Origin of the sequence: Microbulbifer agarilyticus S89, assembly GCF_000220505.1 — a bacterium.
Classification (GTDB): Bacteria; Pseudomonadota; Gammaproteobacteria; order Pseudomonadales; family Cellvibrionaceae; genus Microbulbifer; species Microbulbifer agarilyticus_B.
This window is the reverse complement of sequence record NZ_AFPJ01000015.1, coordinates 13,732-36,640: the sequence shown is the minus strand read 5'-3', so window position 1 is coordinate 36,640 and position 22,909 is coordinate 13,732. Positions and strand designations below refer to the sequence as shown.

Annotated in this window: 22 protein-coding genes; 9 read left to right on the top strand and 13 right to left on the bottom strand. The window is 56.5% G+C overall.

Annotated features, from left to right (window positions below; all coding sequences use genetic code 11):
* Positions 1 to 24 precede the first annotated feature (24 nt).
* Together AS89_RS0104950 and AS89_RS0104945 are read right to left on the bottom strand one after the other, a co-directional pair.
* Positions 25 to 798, bottom strand: a complete 774-nt coding sequence (locus AS89_RS0104950) for a FadR/GntR family transcriptional regulator (RefSeq protein ID WP_010131291.1) — start codon at positions 796 to 798, stop codon at positions 25 to 27.
* A 166-nt stretch (positions 799 to 964) separates the two neighbouring features.
* Positions 965 to 1,846 carry a LysR family transcriptional regulator gene (locus AS89_RS0104945; protein ID WP_029249797.1) on the bottom strand — a complete coding sequence of 294 codons (882 nt, stop codon included), beginning with the start codon at positions 1,844 to 1,846 and terminating at the stop codon, positions 965 to 967.
* Between the two features lie 120 nt (positions 1,847 to 1,966).
* On the opposite strand from AS89_RS0104945, the gene AS89_RS0104940 reads away from it, so the two are divergent.
* The 4 genes from AS89_RS0104940 (at position 1,967) to AS89_RS0104925 (ending at position 5,891) form a co-directional block, all read left to right on the top strand.
* The gene (locus tag AS89_RS0104940; protein WP_010131288.1) at positions 1,967 to 2,743 is read left to right on the top strand and encodes a ferredoxin--NADP reductase; all 777 of its coding nucleotides are present in this window, start codon (positions 1,967 to 1,969) and stop codon (positions 2,741 to 2,743) included.
* Positions 2,744 to 3,175: 432 nt separating this feature from the next.
* Positions 3,176 to 4,267 (top strand): 4-hydroxyphenylpyruvate dioxygenase, encoded by a 1,092-nt coding sequence (gene hppD / locus AS89_RS0104935; RefSeq protein WP_010131287.1) that lies wholly within the window; start codon positions 3,176 to 3,178, stop codon positions 4,265 to 4,267.
* Between the two features lie 39 nt (positions 4,268 to 4,306).
* Positions 4,307 to 4,855 carry a VOC family protein gene (locus tag AS89_RS0104930; RefSeq protein ID WP_010131286.1) on the top strand — a complete coding sequence of 183 codons (549 nt, stop codon included), beginning with the start codon at positions 4,307 to 4,309 and terminating at the stop codon, positions 4,853 to 4,855.
* A 28-nt stretch (positions 4,856 to 4,883) separates the two neighbouring features.
* A complete protein-coding gene (locus AS89_RS0104925) occupies positions 4,884 to 5,891 on the top strand; it encodes a fumarylacetoacetate hydrolase family protein (protein ID WP_010131285.1) in 1,008 nt (335 codons plus the stop codon).
* A 94-nt stretch (positions 5,892 to 5,985) separates the two neighbouring features.
* Here AS89_RS0104925 and AS89_RS0104920 read toward each other — a convergent pair whose 3' ends face one another.
* A complete protein-coding gene (locus AS89_RS0104920; protein WP_010131284.1) occupies positions 5,986 to 6,603 on the bottom strand; it encodes a hypothetical protein in 618 nt (205 codons plus the stop codon).
* Between the two features lie 44 nt (positions 6,604 to 6,647).
* A complete protein-coding gene (locus AS89_RS0104915; protein WP_237709631.1) occupies positions 6,648 to 7,460 on the bottom strand; it encodes a DsbA family oxidoreductase in 813 nt (270 codons plus the stop codon).
* Positions 7,461 to 7,517: 57 nt separating this feature from the next.
* On the opposite strand from AS89_RS0104915, the gene AS89_RS0104910 reads away from it, so the two are divergent.
* The gene (locus AS89_RS0104910; protein ID WP_010131282.1) at positions 7,518 to 8,312 is read left to right on the top strand and encodes an SDR family NAD(P)-dependent oxidoreductase; all 795 of its coding nucleotides are present in this window, start codon (positions 7,518 to 7,520) and stop codon (positions 8,310 to 8,312) included.
* Positions 8,313 to 8,327: 15 nt separating this feature from the next.
* Here the strand turns inward: AS89_RS0104910 and AS89_RS0104905 are convergent, their stop codons facing one another.
* Positions 8,328 to 9,179, bottom strand: a complete 852-nt coding sequence (locus AS89_RS0104905) for a carbon-nitrogen hydrolase family protein (protein ID WP_010131281.1) — start codon at positions 9,177 to 9,179, stop codon at positions 8,328 to 8,330.
* A gap of 138 nt (positions 9,180 to 9,317) precedes the next feature.
* Between AS89_RS0104905 and AS89_RS0104900 the strand changes: the two genes are divergently transcribed.
* Positions 9,318 to 11,117 (top strand): DUF885 domain-containing protein, encoded by a 1,800-nt coding sequence (locus tag AS89_RS0104900; RefSeq protein ID WP_010131279.1) that lies wholly within the window; start codon positions 9,318 to 9,320, stop codon positions 11,115 to 11,117.
* Here the strand turns inward: AS89_RS0104900 and AS89_RS0104895 are convergent.
* The 3 genes from AS89_RS0104895 to AS89_RS0104885 are packed head-to-tail and all read right to left on the bottom strand — an operon-like array spanning position 11,074 to position 16,064.
* Positions 11,074 to 11,880, bottom strand: a complete 807-nt coding sequence (locus AS89_RS0104895) for a CLCA_X family protein (protein WP_010131278.1) — start codon at positions 11,878 to 11,880, stop codon at positions 11,074 to 11,076. The two genes, AS89_RS0104900 and AS89_RS0104895, sit on opposite strands and share 44 nt — an antisense overlap.
* A 12-nt stretch (positions 11,881 to 11,892) precedes the next feature.
* Positions 11,893 to 14,400 (bottom strand): ATP-dependent DNA helicase, encoded by a 2,508-nt coding sequence (locus tag AS89_RS0104890; RefSeq protein WP_010131277.1) that lies wholly within the window; start codon positions 14,398 to 14,400, stop codon positions 11,893 to 11,895.
* The gene (locus tag AS89_RS0104885) at positions 14,397 to 16,064 is read right to left on the bottom strand and encodes a VRR-NUC domain-containing protein (RefSeq protein WP_029249796.1); all 1,668 of its coding nucleotides are present in this window, start codon (positions 16,062 to 16,064) and stop codon (positions 14,397 to 14,399) included. Before AS89_RS0104885 ends, AS89_RS0104890 begins: the two co-directional genes overlap by 4 nt.
* 229 nt (positions 16,065 to 16,293) lie before the next feature.
* Here AS89_RS0104885 and AS89_RS0104880 point away from each other — a divergent pair, with 229 nt between their 5' ends.
* The gene (locus AS89_RS0104880; protein WP_010131275.1) at positions 16,294 to 17,316 is read left to right on the top strand and encodes a zinc-binding dehydrogenase; all 1,023 of its coding nucleotides are present in this window, start codon (positions 16,294 to 16,296) and stop codon (positions 17,314 to 17,316) included.
* On the opposite strand, the gene AS89_RS0104875 is transcribed toward AS89_RS0104880, so the two are convergent.
* The gene (locus AS89_RS0104875; protein ID WP_029249795.1) at positions 17,306 to 17,680 is read right to left on the bottom strand and encodes a winged helix-turn-helix transcriptional regulator; all 375 of its coding nucleotides are present in this window, start codon (positions 17,678 to 17,680) and stop codon (positions 17,306 to 17,308) included. The genes AS89_RS0104880 and AS89_RS0104875 overlap by 11 nt on opposite strands.
* A gap of 182 nt (positions 17,681 to 17,862) precedes the next feature.
* On the opposite strand from AS89_RS0104875, the gene AS89_RS0104870 reads away from it, so the two are divergent.
* A complete protein-coding gene (locus AS89_RS0104870; protein WP_010131273.1) occupies positions 17,863 to 18,447 on the top strand; it encodes an NAD(P)H-dependent oxidoreductase in 585 nt (194 codons plus the stop codon).
* Positions 18,448 to 18,536: 89 nt separating this feature from the next.
* Positions 18,537 to 18,950 carry a DUF1330 domain-containing protein gene (locus AS89_RS0104865; protein ID WP_029249794.1) on the top strand — a complete coding sequence of 138 codons (414 nt, stop codon included), beginning with the start codon at positions 18,537 to 18,539 and terminating at the stop codon, positions 18,948 to 18,950.
* Positions 18,951 to 19,036: 86 nt separating this feature from the next.
* On the opposite strand, the gene oppF is transcribed toward AS89_RS0104865, so the two are convergent.
* Genes oppF through oppB form a run of 4 tightly spaced genes read right to left on the bottom strand, consistent with a single transcriptional unit; the run spans position 19,037 to position 22,877 of the window.
* The gene (oppF, locus tag AS89_RS0104860) at positions 19,037 to 20,044 is read right to left on the bottom strand and encodes a murein tripeptide/oligopeptide ABC transporter ATP binding protein OppF (protein WP_010131270.1); all 1,008 of its coding nucleotides are present in this window, start codon (positions 20,042 to 20,044) and stop codon (positions 19,037 to 19,039) included.
* Complete coding sequence (gene oppD, locus AS89_RS0104855; protein WP_010131269.1) at positions 20,044 to 21,021, bottom strand: oligopeptide ABC transporter ATP-binding protein OppD; 978 nt, start codon at positions 21,019 to 21,021, stop codon at positions 20,044 to 20,046. The genes oppF and oppD overlap by 1 nt, the downstream gene beginning before the upstream one ends.
* 11 nt (positions 21,022 to 21,032) lie before the next feature.
* On the bottom strand, positions 21,033 to 21,941 hold the full coding sequence (gene oppC, locus AS89_RS0104850) for an oligopeptide ABC transporter permease OppC (RefSeq protein ID WP_010131268.1): 909 nt from the start codon (positions 21,939 to 21,941) through the stop codon (positions 21,033 to 21,035).
* Between the two features lie 12 nt (positions 21,942 to 21,953).
* Entirely contained in the window at positions 21,954 to 22,877 is a 924-nt protein-coding gene (oppB, locus tag AS89_RS0104845) for an oligopeptide ABC transporter permease OppB (RefSeq protein ID WP_010131267.1), read from the bottom strand.
* Between the last annotated feature and the right edge of the window lie 32 nt (positions 22,878 to 22,909).

The following is a 22,909-nucleotide window of genomic DNA, read 5'->3' as shown; positions in this document are numbered from 1 at the left end:
TTCTAAAATGCGTGAAGAAAATTCTTAGTGCGCGGACTCGCCCAGACGATCGATGGAGAAGCGCTTGCGGCGCTCTGATACTTCGCGGCGTACCACCTCAACGGCTTTTGCTTCAGAGGCATCGTGCAGCGCATTCAGTGAGCGATTGAAGTGCAGGCGCATAGCCTTGCGTGCGGCATTGGGGTCGTGATTTTCCAGTGCCTGCAGAATCGCTTTGTGTTCTGCAAGGCGCTTTTGCCCATCTTTTTTACACACCGACTTGTGTACTGTCTGGATTTCCGGAGAGTGCCCCTGGATGTCCCACAGTTTATCGATGGTGCTCATTAATACCCGGTTATTGGTTGCCCGGGAAATCACTTCGTGGAACTTGCGGTCGGCGCGCTCTGAGGTGAGGTTGCCTTCCTCGTTCTCACGCACCATGTCGCGGTAGGCCAGACGCAAGTCTTCCAATTGCTCCTCGGTGATCATGGTCGCCGCAAGTGCTGCCAGTTCACCTTCAATAAGAACACGTGCTTCGGTCAGTTCAAACGGACTGAAATCCTTGGCGTCGGAAAACGAATTTACTGGCTCAATAACGTAAACCCCGGAACCGGTGCGCACAGCGACACGACCCATGACTTCCAGCGCAATAATCGCTTCGCGAATGCTGGGGCGGCTTACTTCGAACATCTCCGACAGTTCTCGCTCGGATGGCAGGCGCACACCGGGTGGGTACTCGCCACTGTCGAGAAGGGTCAACATTTTTTCTACCACCTGCTGATAAATGCGGCGGGAGCTTCCTGAAAAATCGCTTTTCATAGCACGTAAATTCTATCGTTGTCTTGCTGGCGCAATAGGCCTGAATACGTACTCGAGTCTACCATAATTGGTCTTACAGGCAATGTTTATTGGCCAGATGGCTGGGGTTGATAGCTAGGTTTGCCAGTACCGCCGGAGAGGCTTTCCCCGGGTAATTACCTGCTAGCTATTGCTCTTGCCGACAGAGCTCAAGCCAGCGCTCGATACCGGCACTGCGGTACTTTTGCCGGTGCAGCACGAAGTAAAATTCCCGGCTGAAATCCCGTTGCGGTACCGGTAGCTCGACCAATGCACCACGGCGAAAGGCGTCGGTCAGGGAAACTCGCGACAAACAGCTGATCCCGAGCCCTGCCTCTACCGCGCGCTTGATAGCTTCGGTATGTTGCAGCTCCAGGCGAATATTGAGTTCTGGCAATAGTCCCGCGAGCGCGCGCTCGAAGGTCTGGCGGGTACCAGAGCCTGTTTCCCGCAGAATCCAGGTTGCCTCGCGCAGGTCTTCGTCACTCAATTGCGCGCGCTTGGCCAGGGGGTGATCCGGAGCGCAGAACACCACCTGCTCATCTTCGCGCCACGGGATCATTTCCAGATCCGGATGATTCAGTTCACCCTCGATCAGGCCCAGGTCCAGTTCGAAATTCAGCACGCCCTGGGCGATTGCCGCGGTGTTGGCGACTTCCAGTTCTACACGCGCTGCGGGCTGCTCTTCCATGTAGCGCGCCATGATGCCCGCCGCCAGATAGTTGCCGATGGTCAGTGTGGCGCCAATCTTAAGGCGGCCCAGGTCACTGTGTACCATCAGGGTGGCTTCCAGTTCGCGCGCGCGCTCCAGCAGTTCCTCCGCACGGGGCCTCAACTGCCGCCCCAATTCGTTCAGGCGCAGGCGTTTACCGGTGCGCTCGAACAGGCGCAGGTCAAATTGCTGCTCAAACTCCTTCAGTGCGGTGGACGCCGCGGACTGCGACATATTCAGGCTCTCTGCCGCGCGGCTGACATTTTCGTAGTGGGCACAGGCCAGGAACACTTCCAGCTGACGCAGGGAATAGCGCATAAGTGCCAGTCTCCAGATATCGGCAAAATAGATAACAAGTATCAAAATATCCCATTTTGCCAATAGGTTTGCCAGCATTAGAATGCAGCGAGAAATTGAGGAATAAGCGGTTCTATTGTTATGTCTAATCTGAATAAAGAGACGGTGCTTGAGGTCCATCACTGGAACGACACGCTGTTCAGCTTCAAAACCAGTCGTGACCCCGGTTTCCGCTTTGAAAATGGCCACTTCACCATGATCGGCCTGGAGCAACCTAATGGTCGCCCGTTGCTGCGCGCATACTCTATTGCCAGTGCCAACTACGAGGACGAGCTTGAGTTCTTCAGTATCAAGGTTCCGGACGGCCCGCTGACCTCACAGCTGCAAAAAATTAAGCCCGGTGATGAGATTTATGTCAGCCGCAAGCCCACCGGTACCCTGGTCGCCGACCACCTGCTGCCGGGCAAGCGCCTGTGGCTTCTCTCTACCGGTACCGGCCTGGCACCGTTTATGAGCATCATCAAGGACCCGGACGTCTACGAACGCTTCGACCAGGTGATCCTCACCCATGGCGTGCGCTTCAAATCTGAGCTGGCGTACCAGGATTACATCGAGAAGGAACTGCCGGAGCACGAGTACTTCGGTGAGATGGTGCAGAACGGCCTGCTGTATTACCCCACAGTGACCCGCGAGCCGTATCGCAATAATGGCCGCCTCACCGACCTGATGCTGTCCGGCAAGATGTTCAGCGACCTCGGCCTGCCGCAGCCGAATGTGGAAGAAGACCGCTTTATGCTGTGTGGCTCCCCAGCCATGCTCAAGGATCTCACCAAAATCCTCGACGACTGGGGTTTCAGTGAAACCCGTGCCGGTATCCCGCGCGAGTACGTGATCGAGCGCGCGTTCGTCGAGAAGTAAGCCGAAGTAAGTAGTTGCTGACGGGGCAGGGCAGCGGCGTCGGTACTTAGGAGTGTTTGCGTGAGGGATCGCGCAAGGACGGAAAAGGGTTTCTCCACTCCCAAGTGTCGACCCCGGTGCCTTGCCGCATAACCGGCAGTACCACACCAGTGAAAGGGTTAACCCCTGTGTTGATAACCACCTTCGGGTGGTTTTTTTGTTACGGCGCCCGTCTCCGCAGAAATGCGTCTATTTAAACCCCTCCGGTCACCGATTCTCCGGTAAACCCTGCGCTTTGGTTCTATTACTAGAGAGCCGCAAGCCGCGCAGGCACACACCTCTTGACATTAGTTACACGCGTAACTAAATTCGTTGCACCTGAAACCAAGCGGACCCCGCGGCCACAAGCCGCTTGCCGGTCCTAATAATGAATCCTGTATAACGGAGGATCACATGGCCGATTTGTTTGAGAACCCCATGGGCCTGGACGGCTTTGAATTCGTCGAATTCACTGCACCTGAGAAGGGTATTCTGGAAACCGTTTTCGAGGCCATGGGCTTCACCAAGGTCGCTCGCCACCGCACCAAAGACGTGGAATTGTGGCGCCAGGGCGACATCAACTTCATCACCAACTATGAGCCGGGCAGCCACGCGGACTACTACGCCCGTGAGCACGGCCCCTCGGCCTGTGGCCTCGCGTTTCGCGTGAAAGATGCCACCTTCGCCTACAACGAGGCGATCAAGAAGGGTGCGCAGCCAGTCAATGTTGCTACCGGCCCCATGGAATTGCGCCTGCCGGCGATCAAGGGAATCGGCGGTGCCACCCTGTACCTGATCGACCGCTACAAGGAAGGCGAGTCCATCTACGATATCGACTTCAACTGGATTGAAGGCGTCGACCGTCATCCGGAAGGCTGTGGTTTCCACACCCTCGACCACCTGACCCATAACGTATACCGCGGCCGTATGGACTACTGGGCCAAGTACTACGAGGACCTGTTCAACTTCCGCGAGATTCGCTACTTCGACATCAAGGGCGAGTACACCGGTCTGCTGTCCAAGGCGATGACTGCGCCGGATGGCAAGATCCGTATCCCGCTGAACGAAGAAGCCGCCGGTGGCGGCGGCCAGATCGAAGAATTCTTGATGAAGTACAACGGCGAAGGCATCCAGCACATTGCCTTTGCCTGTGACGACCTGATCGCCTGTTGGGACCGCCTCAAGGCTCAGGGCATGGAGTTCATGACCGCGCCGCCGAACACCTACTACGACATGCTGGAAGAGCGCCTGCCGGGTCACGGTGAGCCTACCGAAGAGTTTAAGTCCCGCGGCATCCTGCTCGACGGCACCACCGAAGGTGGCCAGCCGCGCCTGCTGCTGCAGATCTTCTCCGCCAACATGCTCGGCCCGGTGTTCTTTGAGTTTATCCAGCGTAAAGAAGACGAAGGCTTCGGCGAAGGCAACTTCAAGGCCCTGTTCGAATCCATCGAGCGCGACCAGCTCGAGCGTGGTGTGATCGGCAAAGAAGACAAGCCGGCGGCCTAAGCGCCCCGGTTCCATCCTGGATAACTTGGATATATAGCTATGGCGATTCAACGAATCCACCATGTGGCCTACCGCTGTAACGATGCCAAGGAGACCGTGGAGTTTTACCGCGATCTCCTCGGTATGGAATTCCAGCTCGCGATCGCCGAAGACAAGGTGCCCTCTACCGGGGCACCGGACCCTTACATGCACGTGTTTCTGGATGCAGGGCAGGGCAATGTACTGGCATTTTTTGAGCTGCCCAATTCCCCGGATATGGGCCGCGATGAAAATACACCCCAGTGGGTACAGCACATCGCGATGGAAGTAGAGAGCATGGACGAACTGCTGTCCATGAAGCAGAAACTCGAAGATGCCGGTATCGACGTGCTGGGCCCTACCGATCACACTATCTTCAAGTCCATCTATTTCTTCGATCCGAACGGCCACCGTATCGAACTCGCTGCCAATACCGCCAAGCCTGGTATGCACAAAGAATTGAAGCGGGTTGCCGAAGATATGCTGGAAGAGTGGTCTCGCACCAAAAAGGCACCGCGCCACGCGGCCTGGATGCATGGTGAAGAAGAGTTCAAGGCTCTCGACCCCTAAACCAATCAATTATTAAGAGGACGGCACAGTGAAGTTAGCCAGCCTGAAAAGTGGCCGCGACGGCAAGCTCGTCGTGGTGAGCGATGATTTAACCCGCATGGCGGATGCCAGCGAAATCGCACCCACATTGCAAAGCGCACTGGATGAGTGGTCAAGTGTTTCTACCCAGTTGGAAGCACTGCAAAGCAAACTCAACAGCGGTGAGATCGCGGGAGAGGCCTTTGACCAGGCCATGTGCCATTCACCCTTGCCGCGTGCCTACCACTGGGCCGACGGCAGCGCCTATGTGAACCACGTTGAGCTGGTGCGCAAAGCGCGCAACGCCGAAATGCCAGAGAGCTTCTGGACCGATCCGCTAATGTACCAGGGAGGTTCCGATACCTTCCTCGCCCCCCGTGCCCCGGTGGTTATGCCCCAGAGCGAAGGCTTCGGCATCGACTTTGAAGCCGAGATTGCCGTCATCACTGATGACGTGCCTATGGGTGTTTCTCCCGAAGATGCACTGAAACACATCAAGCTGGTGATGCTGGTCAATGACGTGTCCTTGCGCGGTCTGATTCCGAACGAGTTGGGCAAGGGCTTTGGTTTCTACCAGTCCAAGCCATCCAGTGCCTTCTCCCCGGTGTGTGTCACTCCGGCGCAGCTCGGCGACGCCTGGCAGCAGGGCAAGCTGCACCTGCCGCTGGTATCGCACCTGAATGGCGACAAGTTCGGTGAACCCAATGCTGGTGTGGATATGACTTTCCACTTCGGCCAGTTGATTGCCCACGCGGCAAAAACCCGCCCACTGGGTGCCGGCACCATTATTGGCTCCGGTACCGTATCCAACAAGCTCGACGGCGGCCCCGGCAAGCCGGTGAAAGAGGGTGGTGTTGGTTACAGCTGCATTGCGGAAATCCGCATGATTGAAACTATCCAGGACGGCAAGCCCACCACGCCGTTTATGCAGTTCGGTGACAGTATCGCCATCGAAATGTTGGATGACAAAGGCCAGTCCATTTTTGGTCGTATCGAGCAGGTGATAGAGCAGCAATAAGCGGCTATTGCGGTGCGTAAAAAAGGCCACCCTTTGGGTGGCCTTTTTTGTTAATCGCTTTCGCTCATGGGCGAAATAACCTAAGTGAGCTTGGCTACTCTTTCGAACCCCACGGGGCCGGTGGTGTAGCTATCGGCTTCTGCAAATCAAACTCCACCCGGAACTTGCGTCCACTTGGACGGGTAAGCTCATATGCAAATATGTTTCCCGGATGTATCTCCATAGCCCAGGTATTTTCTATGGATGCGCTTAGCCCTTCCTTCTTAAACATTGCAATGGATTCTGCATCCACAGGGAATTCCTGACGACTTTCGCTACCCGCCGTTTCACTATCGCCACCGTACATGGTGACAGCATCTTCGCTACCGTCTTTATGCCGGTGGTCGTGCTTCAGGCGCAGGCCTGTACTGGTGCGGGTGAGTATCCAGGTACGGGAATGGTCGTCGCCGACATGAAAGGGGATCTTTATTTGGGTTTCGGGTGTTTCGCAGCCCCGCACATGCATGATTAGTTGCTTGCCTTCAAATGGATCTGGCGTATCGGTTCTTGGCTCATTGGCGACGATTTTGCCGGCAAACGCCTTACCGCAATAGGTAGAAATATTTTTCAGGAACGCATCGGTAGGCACCGCGCCGGCATTCTTTGGTTGGCAGCCCTGCAGCAGACCGATCAGGCCCACAAAGCATCCTGCGGTGACCATGGATAAGCGCATCGCATTTACTCTCAACTTAGATCGAATTTGAACGGGGATGAATGTCATGCTGTATTTTTGTCGTCTATTATGCGCTGCAATTGTGCTTCAAAGGTTGCTGCCTCCTGTGCACCACTTAACGCATATTGCCCATCAAAAACAAACAGTGGCACGCCACGCACCCCTTTGCTGACGATGCCCTGTTCCAGCTGGCGAACTTCATTAGCATAGGTCTGCTGTGCCAACACATCGCGCGCGGCAAAGCCATTCAACCCCACGCATTCTGCCGCGGCAATCAACACGTCGAATGCACTGACGTCTCTTCGATGGCTGAAGAAATCTGTGAAGAGCTGCAGGCTAAGCGCATGCTGTTTGCCTTCACCGACAGCCCAGTGTAACAACTGGTGTGCGTTGAAGGTGTTCACCATGCGCATTTCATCAAAATAATCAAAATGGAAACCCACATCGGCGCCCAGTTTGGTCAGGCGCTCGCGGGCGGCTGTACTTTCCTCCGGGCTAGTACCGTATTTCTCGACGATATGCTCCCGCAGGTTCTGCCCCTCGCTGGGCATATCCGGATTCAGCTCGAAGGGCAACCAGTTAATCTTGGAATCAATAGTATCCTCAAATTTATCCAGGGCCTGCTGCAGTCGATAGTAGCCGATAACACACCAGGGGCAGACTACATCGGAAACAATGTCGATTCGAAGGGGAAGCTTCTGCATAACAATTTGACTTGTGTTGTAGTTTGGGCTGGGGAGACGCGTAGTGTTCAGGGCAACAACCCTCAACATTACCAAGCCGGAATCATCTAAGAAATAGTGCCCATGATATTGCGCGGCCGCGCATAGTGTAGTCCCGCGGACAGAGAACACCACCTTTTTGATCCGCGACTGCATCAAACTAGTATGGAGAACTTTATCGGGAGGTACACCATGGATCTACAGCTAAATGGGCGCCTGGCCTTTATCAGTGGCTCTACCAAAGGCATCGGGCGGGCGATTGCCATTAGCCTGTTGCAGGAGGGCGCCCGGGTAATCGTTAATGGCCGCGCCGGCAGTGCAGAAACGGCGGTGGAGCTGACCCAGTATGGAGACGCCGTCGGGATTGATGGTGACTTGTCGGATCCCGCTGACGCCGAGCGTATTTGTGCCGAGATCGACAAACACGGTGCACTGGAAATCCTCGTAAACAACATGGGGATCTTCAACCCAAAACCCTTTGCCGAAATTACCGATGATGAGTGGCATCAGTTTCTCAATGCCAACGTCATGAGTTCGGTGCGACTCTCGCGCCACTACTTTCCCAAGATGCTGGAGCAGGATTTCGCACGCATCATTAACATTTCAAGCGAAGCGGGCATGCGGGGCCTGGAGAGTATGGTGCACTATTCGGTCACAAAAGGTGCGCAGCTTGTGCTCGGTCGCGGGCTTGCGAACCTAACGCAAGGTAGTGGGCGCGATGTAACAGTCAATTCGGTACTCCCGGGCCCGACCCTTACCGATGGTGTGAAAAACTGGTTGAGGGAAAGCGCTCAGGTGCAGGGGAAAACTGAAGAAGAATTTGTGCGTGATTTTTTCAAGGAAACCGAGCCCGACTCGCTGCTGCAACGCTTTATCAAACCGGAGGAAATTGCTGCGGTGGTCGCATTTATTGCGTCACCACTCAGCGCTGCAATAAACGGCTCAAGTATCAAGGCCGAGGGTGGTCTGATTAAAAATATTGCGTGATACTGGTTGCATCTTTCATAGCCGCCGCATGGAAAGCAGCGGCATACTCTTGCGCACCTTTTCCAGCTTCTTGCCATGCAGGTCAGCGATAATTACCGCTTCGCCCTCATCCGCTTCCGCCAGAACATCGCCCCAAGGGTCGATAATCATCGAGTGCCCCCAGGTACGCCTTTTTGACGAGTGTGCTCCACCCTGGTTTGCGGCAATGACAAAGCAGCCATTTTCGATTGCGCGAGCCCGCAATAGCGTCTGCCAGTGTGCCTGGCCGGTCGTATAGGTAAAGGCTGCTGGGACCATGAATATTTCTGCGCCGGCGATCGCCAGTTGGCGGTACAATTCCGGGAAACGCAAGTCGAAGCAGATACTCAGTCCCAGGTGGCCAAAGGGCGTTTCCTGTACGTAAAGCCCTTCACCGGGCTCAATACTGTTGGACTCCCGGTAGCTGCCAGCAGCGTCATCCACATCCACATCGAATAGATGGATCTTGTCATACCGGGCACGCTCATTTCCCTGCTCGTCAAACAAAAGGAACGCTGAGCGGCATCGTTTCGCAGCGGTAGGCGTGCCATCCGGCCGGCTCCGCAGAGGTATGGCACCGGCCGCAAGCCAGATGCCAAAGTCCCTCGCGTAACGTCGCAATGCGGCCTGAATGGGTTGGGTCTGCGGGTCAGGGGCTGTATCAGCCGCGTAGGTTTCCGCTACCGCAAAGCTGCCTCTGTCTGCCAGGTGGGCAAAGTTTTCCGGCAGCAGGGCAAGCCTCGCTCCTTGGGCAGCCGCCTGCTGTATCAGGAGGCGGGCGCGGGCGAGGTTGTGGCCGACATCGTCACCACTCACCATCTGTATCGCTGCGACCGAAACGTTATCCAAGCTTCCTTCTCCCATGTCGTCATGGATATAACCCAAGACTCTAGCATGCCCGGTGGATAATTGGCGCCAGCGGGGCGAAACCCACCGATCTGATCGTGGTATGTTTGTCGGTAGTCGAGTACTGAATCGGAGAACTCTATGTCGGCCCAATTTCTATCCAGTCGTGCGCTGCCAATGCTATTTATAGCCACCCTGCTTATTTTCTGGGTGTCGGCACCGCGGGCGGCTTCTCCCCAGCAGCAGCTGCAGCAGGTGATCGATGATCACTGGCAGTACTACCTGAAGGAAAATCCAACTAGCGCCAGTCGCATGGGTGACAAACGCTATAACGACAGGTTGCCCGGTGTATCTGAGAAAGATCGCGCTCGTCGTTTGCAGGCCGAGAAGCAATTTGTAGAGCGGTTGGAGAATATTGATCGAACAGGGTTGAGCAGCGATGGCCGGGTAAACCGCGATCTGCTGCTATGGGTTCTGAACAACTCTATTGAATCCAGTGAGCTCTACCAGGAGCGCGTTCCGGTCAATACGTTTTACAGCTTCTGGAGCACTGCGCTCGGCGCCAGCCGCGGCCTCAATATGCCGCAGGTATCTGACTACGAGGATTACATCAAACGCCTCGAGGACACTGGTCGCTTCTTTGATGAAAATATTGCGAATATGCGTGCGGGTATCAAAGACGGTTTCGTGTTGCCGAAAATCGTGATCGAGGGTATTGCGCCGACGGTACGTGCGCAGGTGTATGTGGATCCGACCAAGAGCAGCCTTTACGAACCCTTCAAAAAGTTTCCCGAGAGCTTTGCAGAAAAAGACAAACTGCGCCTGCAGGCGCAGGGCAAGCAGGCCATTCGCAAATACGCCATACCTGCGTTTGATCGCGTGGCGACCTTCCTCGAAGGCGATTACCTGAACGCGGCCAGCGACAGCCTCGGCGCTGAGCAGTTGCCCGGTGGCGAAGACTACTATTGCCATGCCATTCACACTTATGTGACCTTGGATATGGACCCGGATGCCATCCACAAGATTGGACTGGCGGAAGTGAAGCGTATCCGTGGGGAAATGAATCAGCTGATTGAAGACAGCGGGTTCGAGGGCAGCTTTGAGGAGTTCACCGAATTCCTGCGTACCGATCCGCAGTTCTATGCGGAAACACCGCAGGAGTTGCTCAAGGAAGCCGCGTACATCGCCAAGAACATCGATTACCGCCTGCCAGAATTCTTCGGCAAGCTGCCGCGCCTGCCCTACGGCGTGGTACCGGTGCCCGATGAAATCGCCCCCAACTACACCACTGCGTCTTACAATCCCGCAGCAATAGGCGGCACCCGCGGTGGCGCCTACTGGCTGAATACTTATGCCCTGGACCAGCGCCCGCTCTACGAGCTGGTCGCGCTGACCCTGCACGAAGCAGTACCCGGCCACCACCTGCAGGGCGCCCTGTCACTGGAACTGGAAGACGTCCCTGCATTCCGTAAAAACCTGTACCTGAGCGCTTTTGGCGAGGGCTGGGCGCTGTATACCGAGCGCCTCGGTGAAGAGATGGGCGTATACGACACCCCTTACCAGAGTTTCGGGCGCCTGAGTTATGAAATGTGGCGCGCCGCGCGCCTGGTGATTGACACCGGTATCCACTCTCAGGGCTGGAGCCGTCAGCAGGCTCTGAATTTCCTCGCCGACAATACCTCCTTATCCGAAGGCAATGTACGCGCGGAAGTAGACCGCTACATTTCCTGGCCGGGGCAGGCACTGTCTTACAAGATGGGTGAGATCAAGATTCGCGAGTTGCGCGAAAAAGCCGAACGGGAATTGGGCGATCAATTTGATTTGCGCGCATTCCACGATGCGCTGCTCGCCAACGGTGCGGTGCCCATGGAGATGCTGGAAGCGCAGATGACTCAGTTTATTGCTGACCAGCGCGGCGCAAACTCGCACCCAGCACAGTGAAGTAATCCGTAAAGGCAAGATTGATCCGCGTGCGCTGTGCGTCCTGTGGATACAGCCCCAATCTTGCCTCTTCCGTTGCCTTGGTGCCGGCGACCAGAAAATTATTGGAGATGGTCGCATCCTGCACAAAGGCTTCGAAGGCCCGCGCGCACATCTCGGCCGGCGATGCGTAGTAGACGCAGCCATTCGCCTTATCCGCCGCTTTTGATGCACGGAACATATCACTGGGATGTTCTCCACTTTCATCCAGCATAATCGCGCGGAAACAGGCAAACAGCCGGTCATTGATGGGGTGGGGCACCGGTGTGGCTTCGCGCAGCCAGGCTTCCGAGGCAAACATGTTGCCCGGTGCATCGCTAAACGCTTTGCCGGCGAGGTAGTGGTCCAGCGCGTGGAACCACTCGTGGGCAATGGAGCCGGGGCCGGCGTTTTTTGCCAGGGCAAAGGTGCGGGTTCCGGGCTCATAGTGGGCACAGATACCCGGACGGCCGCCGGTGCCATACTGGAAAGCGAGGGTGCCGCGCAGGGAAATGAGTAATTCCGGCCCCTGTAGAATAGTCATCAGATCTTCCAGTGCGCCGTAAAACAATCCCGCCGCACGGGTTTTTTCCGCCTCGGTGACCCAGCGCCCAATAGCAATGGAACGAAAGTCGAAGCGTTTGCGCACATCGTTAAAGCCCACAGTCTCCTGTGCACCCGATTGGGGGCTGAGGTGTGGGTTGAGATGCGGGCTGCGTCGGTAAAACTTGCGATCTAAAACCATGCTTGCAGAAGACTATTCGTTCCAGAACCTTGCCAGTGCGTCGGACAGCGACTGACCGTTGCGGCAGCTGTGTGGTTGCCAGTGCTGTGGGTAAAGGGCCCGATAAAACGGGTCGGCGAAGCGGTAGTCTGCCAGAATCACTACGCCGCGGTCGCTCTCTGTGCGTATTACCCGCCCGGCGGTTTGCAGCACCCGGGTGAGCCCGGGGTAGCGATAGGCGATGTCAAAGCCATTTTCCCCTTGCTGCTCCCAGGTTGCGCGCAACAGTTCCTGCTCTTCATTGACCTGCGGCAGGCCGGTGCCGACCACAATGGTACCGATCAGCTGTTCGCCTACATAGTCGATCCCTTCACCGAAGATACCCCCCATAATGGCAAACCCCAGGGTGCGGTTGCCGGCCTGAAACTGCTGCAGGAATTCCGCGCGCTGCTGATCGGAGCTGCCGGATTCCTGTAGCAGCAGTGGGATCTCCGGGTAGGCACTGGCGAAGCGTTCGGCGACCTGTTGCAGGAAGCGGTAGGAAGGGAAGAACACCAGGTAGTTACCCGGGCGGCTTTGATACGTGCGTGCAATCAGCTCCACCAGCTGCTCACCGGCCCGGTCCCGTGCACGGTAGCGGGTATCTACATATGGACACAGGAACAGCCCCAGCTGTTCGCTGCGAAATGGCGAGGGCAGGGCAAGGTAAGGGGCATCCTGTTGCCAGCCGAGCTGCTGGTAGATGTAGCCGGGCGGGCGCAGGGTGGCGGAAAATCCGATGACCGCGTGGAAGGCTTGGTATCCCTGCCGTAAATACGTGGCGGCATTCAGGCACAGTAATTCGACTTCCTGTTCCCGCCAGCGGCTATCCGGCTTGGAAGCGCTCTGGGCGCGGGTAATACAGCGGTGCTGCTCCGCCACCGACTGTTCAATCACCTGATAGCGAAATAGCGACCGCAGCCAGTCATTGATGTCTTCGGGTGGTTGCTGGCCTTGCTCCCACAACTGGTTCACAACCAGCAGCACTTTTTGCACTGCGGCACTGATCTTTTGCGGTGCGCCGTCGCTCAGTGAAGTTATCCACAGCTCGCGATTTTTTGTTCCCGCGGTGGGAAAATTTGCCGCTGTGGATATCTCGGCAGTGTTCTCTGCCGGACCCTCTGCATTGCCGCGCTGCTCCCCTACCCATTTGTCCAGTGCTCTGACCAGAGACTGGATAGCCCGATGCAGGCTCGGATGGGAACTTTTACAGGTGGCTGCGGCATGGCGGCTGTCGCTGCGTTTGAGGGTTGCGCTGAACATGTTGCGGGCGCGATCCCCCAGATTGTGCGCTTCATCGACTAACAGAGCCCGCTGCCGGCTGGTGTCCAGCAAACCGTGCATTTGCACCAAGGGGTCAAATACGTAGTTGAAATCGCATACCACCAGATCCACCCAGGGGCGCATCTGTAGCGACAGTTCGAAGGGGCACAGCTGCAGGCGGTCGGCTTCCTCGGCAATCACTTCCGGGGTCAGTAGCGGTTTGCCCAGGAGGTTGGTACGCGCTTGCGGCAAGCGGTCGAAGAAGTTGCGCGTGCGTGGGCAAATCCCGGCGTCGTCGCGGCTACACAGGCCCTGGCTGCATGCACAGGTCTTGTCCCGCGCCTGAATCTCCAGCACCGACAGAGTTAGTCCGCGATCATGCAAGCGTGTGGCCGTTTCCCGCACTACCTGGCGGCCGGAATTTTTTGCGGTCAGGTAAACCAGCTGATCGAGCCGGGTTTCTCCCATCGCCTTGATGGCCGGGAACAGCGTACTGATGGTCTTGCCGATACCGGTGGGTGCCTCCACCACCAGCTCGCCACCGTCGCGCAGGCAGCGGTAGGCGGCTACCGCCAGTTCACGCTGGCCGGCGCGGTAATTTGGAAATGGGAATGTCAGCGCTCGAGCTGAATCGTGTACGGCATGCCGGTGCGCCTGCCAGCACCGATGCCATTCTAAGTAGGTGGTGAGCGCTTCGCGGGTAAAGGTCTCAAGTTCTCCCCAACGGAACTCGCGGGATTCGGGGTAGGTTTTCTTGTCCTTGAGGTTGTGCCAGAGCATTTGCAGGGCTACAGGTGTATCGGCCGTGAACTGGTGCTGCAGGCCGTAACAAAAGCCGTAGATTTTCAGCTGTGCCCAGTGCAGGGCGCGTGCGGATTCCGCGAGCATCTCCGGTGGCACGTAGGTAGTTTTGATCTCATCGAGTTGGACAGGGGTGTGCAGGTCCACCTGGGGGTGCAGTATGTCGACGCGCCCATTCAGCGCCACTGCTTGGCCGTCCTGCTCCAGTTCCACCTGCAGGCGATATTCCGCCTCGCTGCCTTTCGGGCGTTTGCGTTGCAGGCGCTGGTGCGCGCGGATGCCCTCTGCGGCAGTGGGGCCGCCGTGCCGTTGTTCGCTGACCAGGTCGCCACTGCGACAGGCAAACTCCACCAACTCCCCGACCGAGAGCTGCAGGACATCTTCGGATTTTGTCTGGCATTCATCCTTGCTTACACGGCTTATCTCGGTGCCGCTCACAAGGTGCCCCACTCAACATGTAGCACCCGGTGGGGGATCTGGTGCTGGGCGAAATAAGCCAGCCAACGCTGCTGGTTTTGTTGCAGGCGGTCTCCAGGGCCCTTGACTTCCACTAGTTCATAGCCGCCCCCGGCGGGGAACAGAATCAGGTCAGGAAGGCCACTGCGGTGTTGGCCAATGTCATCCAGCAACCGGCGAAACAATGCCAGCCAGTGCTCGGTTGGGATCTGGGACAGCGCCAGTGTCAGTAGTGGCTCCGAAAGTGCTTCCCAGTGCACCAGCGGATTGGCAATACCCCACTTCTCGCCGAAGTGGTGCCATACCCAATCATCGAGCCCGGCTTGCTTGAGTTCTGCAAGCCGCTGGGTAAAAGCGGCGCGGCGCTGAGGATAAAAATCTGCGCTGCGAAAATCGCTCGGTGCAACCTGAAATGGATTGAAGAAAGCACCGGGGATCGGCGCGAACAGGATATCCCATATCGCCAGGCCTAATACGCCGTTGATCAGGGTGTTTTCCACATAAAAGCACTGACTGCCGGGTGCGATTTCAGCGAGATATTGTGCAGCCCGGACTTCGACCCTTTGATCGGTTTGCACGAGGGTCACGGTATGTGTGGGTGCCCGATAACGCTTTGGCGCAGGCCAGGTATCGCAGTGTGGCGTTTTCTTGGCGGTGCGATGGCCGAAGCTCGCCGCAAATGCGCGCTCCTGCTCATTCTCGGGCTGCGCCAGTATCTGTGCACAAATTGTCAGTGCGGAATCGGTGTCGCCTTGACTGGCGGCGATACGGGCGCGGCGTTCACGCGCCGGCGGGCGCTGACACTGCAGGTACAGGCTACTGGCCGTGTCCAATGCATGCAGCCGCTCCAGCTGGCGTGCCAGTGCCAGGCGCAAGCGATCCAGTCGCCGTTGCAGCGTGGTATCACCCTCTACACTTTCCGGCAGTTCGGCGGCCAGAGTACTGATGGCCTCCGCATCTTCGCAGAGCACTTGCTCCGCTTGTGCCAGACACGAGTAAAAAAGCAGATGGCGCTCGACCTGTGCGCGGCTTTTAAATGGCAGTTGTGACTGCTCCAACGGATAATTTTCGTAGCGAAACAGTCCAAGATCCCGCAGCACGTAATCGGTAAGGTCCTGATTCAGGTTGCCGAAGAACAATAGCTTGAAGGTCTCGAAGTGTGCCGCCGCTTGTACTGCGAGCAGTGGTTCACCACGGGTGAGCCGTGCATGCACAGTGGCGTGGTCCTGCTCCAGAAGAGCTTGCTCCAGTGCCGGGCGCTTGAGTGCCTTGGGCAGTGGTTCGTTACTGCTGGCAAGTAGTTCGTTTTTGGTGAACAGCGACAGAATTTCTGTCAGGTCCAGTGCCGGGTCGCGCAGGAACAGGCGGTTGGCTACCAGGGTGTCTGCTGCTTGCCGCAGATTGTGAATTTCCTGGTACGCCAGTTTAGATTGTCGAAACAGTGCGCCGGTGGAAGTGGGCACCCCCTTGCGTGACAACAGGCGTACGTAGAGCCGCTGGCTGTCGGTATCGAGTGCACTGAAGCACTGATGGAAGCTCCGTTCTTCGTCAGACAATAGCGGCGCATAGCGCGTCACCACAAAGTCCACGAGGGCGTGGAAATTGCTCAGGTAATAGTCTGGTGCCAGTTCAATAGGCTCGGCCATGGGCGTCTTAGTGGGGGAGACCAATTCTGGTTGCGGGGTATAGGCATCGTCTTTAACTGTATGGTTATACAGCATGAAAGGAAGTGGGACAAACTTCACATCGACCGGTGAGCCATACACAGTTCGCTGGCGCTTGCCCCCGGAATATCGTTACTCTCTTATACCAATCTCAAGACTTCGCGGCACCGATCCCAAGCGGGGCTTGGAAAATAAAACTAAGGAATAGCAGATGGAGCAAACCCGGCACGTATGGCGCACACACAAGGCCGGTGCGATCAGCAGTCTTCGGCTGATAGAAGAGCCTCTTGCGCCCCTCGCCAGTGGCAAGGTGCGCGTGGCAGTCAAATCCGTCGGGCTTAATTTCGCAGATATTTTTGCACTGACCGGTTTGTATTCCGCGACCCCGGAGGGAAGTTTTATCCCCGGCCTGGAATTTTCCGGCGTGGTAAGTGAAGTGGCCGCAGATACGCAAACAGATCTGCAGTTGGGCGACCGTGTATACGGTTGTACCCGTTTTGGTGGCTATGCCACCGTGATCGATGTTCCCGCACAACACTGCCGCAAGATCCCGGATACCTGGAGTTTTGCCGAAGGCGCCGCTTTTCCAGCCCAGAGCCTCACGGCCTACTATGCATTGACCGACCTTGCGGCCGTAAGGCCGGGACAGCAGGTGCTGATCCAAAGTGCCGCGGGGGGAGTTGGCTTGCAGGCGATGCGCATGGCTGCACAGATGGGGGCCAATCCCATCGGCACTGTGAGTGCGGAAAACAAACGCGAATTTCTTGCCGCGCAGGGTTTTTCCGATGTGATTGTGCGCGGCGAGCATTTCTCCGATCAGTTAAAGCTGCAGTTGAGTGGCCAACCACTGCATGCCATTCTCGATGGAATTGGTGGCAAGCTTCAGCAGCAGTGCTTTGCGGCGCTCGCGCCCACCGGACGCTTGGTAGTCTTCGGTGCGGCGGAGTTCACCCCCGGGGATAAACCCAATTGGCTGAAAGCAGCCTGGTTGTACCTGAAGCGTCCGCGCTATGACGTGATGGATATGATCAGCACCAACAAATCGGTGCTGGCATTTAACCTGATTTGGCTGTGGCAGGAACAGGCCCTGTTCGATGAGCTGTTGAGCGGCTGCGCAAGCCTGGATTTGCCTGCACCCCATGTCGGTCATGAATACGACTTTGCGCAGGCCCACGATGCCATCGAGTGCCTGCGCAGTGGCACTTCCATGGGTAAGGTGGTTCTCACAGTGTAACGGCGTTGCTCTCTGACCAGGCGCGCAGCTGTTCCAGTATGTCCAGCGCGCTGCGGCCGAAGGCGGTAAGTTCGTAGGTGACTGCCACTGGTCGCTCGCTGATTACATTGCGAATGACCATGCCACGGGACTCCAATTCCTTTAACCGCTGGTCGATGATTTTCTTACTCGCCCCGCCCAGCATTCGCACTAGATCGTTAAACCGCACTGGCTCATCTTTCAGGTGGTAAATGATGGATCCGGTCCACTTGCCTCCGATCAGACGCATTCCCTTTTCAATTGCACAGGGCTCCATGCAGGGCGCAATACTGCGCTTGCGTCCGCGCTCGTCGGTTTCGATACGGATACTTCCCGTTGGCGCCATGCCGGTACCTCCCAGATCTGACTGATTGTTCGCGCCGTTTTGGTCTGCATACGGCTGTGGGACGAAGCGATTCCAGGTAACCAAAAAGTAACTAATTGAACCGCGCACTAAGGTTACCATAGTATTCCAGGTATACATTAGTAACCTGATTAAATATCGGGGTTGAGCAACGGGAGGTCACGGTGAAAAAAGTTCTTATCATCAATGCACATCAGAAGTATCCGTTCGCGGAAGGGCGTCTGAATGAATCACTGGTCAGTCGCGCTACCGAGCAGCTGCAGTCCAAAGGGCACGCGGTACGCCTGGTGGAGGTCGATAATGGCTGGGATGTAGACGCAGAATTGGAAAGTCACCAGTGGGCGGATGTGGTCTTGCTGCAAACACCGGTGAACTGGATGGGGGTGCCGTGGAAGTTTAAAAAATACATGGACGAGGTGTACACCGCGGGTATGTCCGGCGCCCTGTGCGAGGGCGACGGTCGGCACCATGATGCGCCGAAAAAGAATTACGGTGCGGGCGGTACCCTGACCGGCAAAAAGTACATGTTGTCGCTCACTTTTAATGCGCCGGAAGAGGCATTTAATGATGCCAGCGAGTACTTATTCCAGGGGAAAGGCGTGGATGATTTGTTCTTCCCCATGCATATGAACTTCCGCTTCTTCGGCATGGAACCTCTTGCCACCTTTGCGTGTTATGACGTGATGAAAAATGCGGATGTTGAAAACGACTTCAAACGATTTGCCGCGCACATCGATACGCATTTTTAAGCTCCACTGCGCGGCGTGCTGCATCCAGTTGCCGTCGGCCCGCGTCTAAATGGTCAATTTCATCCATTTGTAGGAATTAGAGAGAAACCATGATGACTCGAGCAGTGTTACTGGCCGCAATTTTCACCAGCCTCACCGGGTGTGTGTCGATCAATGTGACCGAAACTGGCCAGAGTGGCTACAGCAACAGCTGTAAGCGCACTGCCTATCTGGTACAGACTGGCTCACTGCGTAGCGATGATGCGCTCGCCAGTTACCGCATGGCATACGCCGAGCAGGTGGAAGACTTCGATGGTCAGGTGCTGACGCAGCAATCCCCCAGTGCGGTGTTACACGGTGGCCAGTCTGGTGCCGACGTGGTCATGCTGACGCGCTTCCCGTGTGAGAGTCGTGCGAAAGCGTTCTGGCGTAGCCAGGGGAATGCCGAACTGTCTGTGTTGCGCGAGCAAGCCGGTGACTTGACCGTAGCAATTTACGAACGCGGTTTGCACGTCAATTTCTAGGTAGGTTTGTTCGGTGCCAACTGACGCCGGCAGAAAAATCGTCTGTGGTAGTAAGGCCGCGCCAATGATGGCGCGGCCGTACTATTTTATCCCGCTTGTAACTCCTCCAGGCGCAGACACGCACTCTGGTGCTCCATGCTGCCACGAAGGCTGGGAATTTCTTCGGCGCATCCTGCGTCCGCATGCGGGCAGCGAGTGTGGAACACACAGCCGCTGGGCGGGTTAATGGGGGATGGCAGCTCGCCTTCCAGCAGCTGGATCTCTTTGCTCTTCTCCACATTTGGGTCGGGGATCGGTACCGCCGACATCAGGGCCTGGGTGTAGGGGTGCTGGGGGTTAGCAAACAGAGCCTCTGCGGAACCCACTTCCACGGCATTACCCAGATACATCACCACCACGCGGTCGGAGATGTGTTTTACCACTGACAGGTCGTGCGCAATAAAGATAAGCGACAGGTTCATTTCCCGCTGCAGCTGCTTGAGCAGGTTGACCACCTGGGCCTGAATGGACACATCCAGTGCAGATACTGGCTCATCGCAGATGATCAGCTTCGGCTCTAGAATCAGCGCGCGCGCAATGCCGATACGCTGGCACTGGCCGCCGGAGAATTCGTGGGGGTAGCGATTGACCAGGTTGGGCAGCAGCCCCACCTTCATCATCATCGCCTGTACCCGGTCGCTGACTTCCTGTTTGGGAATATCCGGGCGCAGGGTGCGCAGGGGCTCGGCAATAATATCGCCGATGGTCATACGCGGGTTCAGGGAGGCCAGCGGATCCTGGAAGATCATCTGGATATCCGAGCGGGTCGCGCGCAGGGCTTTGTCGTCCAGCTCGGTGAGATCCTTGCCTAACCACAGCACATTGCCCTCGGTGGCCTTGATCAGGCCGATGATCGCCCGGGCCAGGGTGGACTTGCCACAGCCAGATTCACCCACCACGCCCAGGGTTTCACCCGCATACAGTTGCAGGTCGACACCGTTTACCGCTTTCAGGTCGGCCGGTTTGGTCCAGGGCCAGGCATTTTCTTTCTTGATCTGGAAATGGACTTTCAGGTCCTGCACATCCAGCAGTAATTCTTTCTCTGCAATAGTCATTAGCTGGCCTCCAGAATCTGATTGGCATCTGCATGGCAGGCACGCAGGCGTTCGGCATCAAAATTGTGCAGTGCCGGTGCCTCCTGGCGGCAGCGGTCCTGCACCCGGTGGCAGCGTTCCTGGAACGGGCAGCCGCTAGGGAGGTTCAGCAGGTTGGGTGGGTTGCCGGGAATGGTCGGCAGTTCTTCTCCCGCGCTGTCCAAGCGCGGAATGGCTTTGAGCAGGCCTTCGCTGTAGGGGTGGGTCGGGCGATAGAAAATATCATCCGCGCTGCCGTACTCCATGGTGCGGCCGGCGTACATCACCAGTACCTTGTCACAAGCACCAGCAACGACACCCAAGTCGTGGGTGATCATGATAATGGCAGTGTTGAAGTCGCGCTTTAACTCGTTCAGCAGTGCCAGAATTTGTGCCTGTACGGTAACGTCCAGAGCCGTGGTCGGCTCGTCGGCAATCAGCAGTTCCGGGCTGCACAACAAGGCCATGGCAATCATTACCCGCTGGCGCATGCCACCGGAGAATTCGTGCGGATACATGTTGAGGCGCTTTTGCGCTTCGGGAATTTTTACCGCATCCAGCATGCGCACAGCTTCCGCGAGCGCTTCTTTCTTGCTCATGCCCTTGTGCTTCACCAGAACCTCAGCCAGCTGATTACCCACTTTCATATAGGGGTTCAGCGAGGTCATTGGGTCCTGGAAAATCATCGCGATTTTTTCTGCACGAATTTTGTTGAGCTCGCGCTCCGGCAAGCCGAGGATTTCCTGTCCCTTGAATTTGGCACTGCCACTGACGATGCCATTCTTGGCCAGCAAGCCCATCATGGAACACACGGTCTGGGTTTTACCCGAGCCGGACTCACCAACAATACCCAGGGTTTCGCCGGCATTGAGCGAAAAATTCAGATCGTTGACGGCAGTCACCGCCCCTTCCGGCGTGGTGAATTCCACGCGCAGGTCTTTCACATTCAATAAAGTCATGGCGCAGCTCCTTAGCGATCTTTCGGGTCCAGCGCATCGCGCAGGCCGTCGCCGATAAAGTTAAAACAGAACAGGGTGGTGACCATGAATACGGCCGGCACCATCAATTGCCACAGGGCAATTTCCATGGTCTGCGCACCTTCGTTCAACAGGGAACCCCAGGAGGTCATTGGCTCCTGAACACCCAGACCGAGGAAGCTGAGGAAAGATTCAAACAGGATCATTTGCGGCACGAGCAAGGTCGCATATACCGCAACAATACCGAGCACATTGGGCACGATATGTCGGGTGATCATCGCCCACTTGGACACACCGTAAACCGTGGCCGCCTCGACAAATTCCTTGCCCTTGATGCTCAGTGTCTGGCCGCGCACGATACGTGCCATATCCAGCCAGCTCACCGCACCAATGGCGATAAAGATCAGCAGGATGTTGCGACCAAAAAACGTCACCAGCAGGATGACGAAGAACATGAACGGGAAGGAGTACAGGATTTCCAGGGTACGCATCATCACGCGGTCGGTACGGCCACCGACAAAACCGGCTGTGGCGCCGTACAGGGTGCCGATCAACACCGCTACCAGGGCACCCAGGACACCGACCATCAGTGAAATTTGTCCACCCATGGCGATGCGCACAAACAGATCGCGGCCGAGGGCGTCGGTACCGAAATAATGCCCGGATGCCAGCGACGGCGCCGCGTGCATCGCACCCCAGTCTACTTCGTCGAAAGCGAACTGGCTGAGCATGGGGCCAACAACAACAAACAGGGTGATGAGGCTTAAAATAACCAGGCTGGTCAGCGCGGCGCGGTTATTGAAAAAACGACGGCGGGCATCGTCCCACAAGCTGCGGCCCTTGACCTCCAGCTGTTCGGAAAAATTCTCAACCGCTTCTTTATTGGCTGTAGTGGATAACATCTCGTAAGCCTCTTATGAGTAGCGGATTTTTGGGTCGACCACTGCGTACAGGATGTCGACAATCGCATTGAAAGTAATGGTCAACGCCCCCACCAGAATAGTGAGACCCAGCACCATGGAATAGTCGCGGTTAAGCGCACCGTTCACAAACAGCTGGCCAATACCAGGCAGGCCGAAGATGGTTTCGATCACGACCGAGCCGGTGATGATGCCCACCAGTGCTGGGCCGAGATAGGAAAGCACCGGCAGAATCGCCGGGCGCAGGGCATGGCGCACGATGATGTAAGGCATCGACAGGCCTTTGGCCTTGGCGGTACGAATAAAGTTGGAATTCAGCACCTCGATCATGCTGCCGCGCATAATCCGTGAAATAGAGGCGATGTAGTACAGGGACATGCCGATAACTGGCAGGACAACATATGGGGCTGCGCCATTATGCCAGCCACCTGCGGGTAGCCATTCGAGCCCAATGGCAAAGATCAAAACCAGTAGCGGCGCCAGCACAAAACTGGGAATCACAACGCCGGCCATGGCGCTGGTCATAATCGTGTAATCGATCCAGGTGTTCTGGCGCAGTGCGGCGATGGTGCCAAACGTCACCCCGAAGGTGACCGCAACAGTAAAGGCAAACAGGCCGATCTTCACCGATACCGGTAGTGCCTGGGCGACCAGCTCATTCACGGTGAAATCTTTGTATTTAAACGACGGCCCCAGGTCGCCCTGCAGCAGGTTGCCGAGGTAAGTGAAGTACTGTTCATGTACGGGCTTGTCAAAACCGTACTTGGCTTCGATATTTGCCATGACTTCGGGTGTCATGGCAATTTCGGCGGAGAAGGGATTTCCCGGCGCAAAGCGCATCAGGAAGAAAGAGACGGTAATCAAAATAAGCAGTGTGGGAATGGCTTCCAACACCCGCTTGGCAATAAAACTCAACATAAGCGTCTTCTGTTATAGCTTTAGTTTGGAAC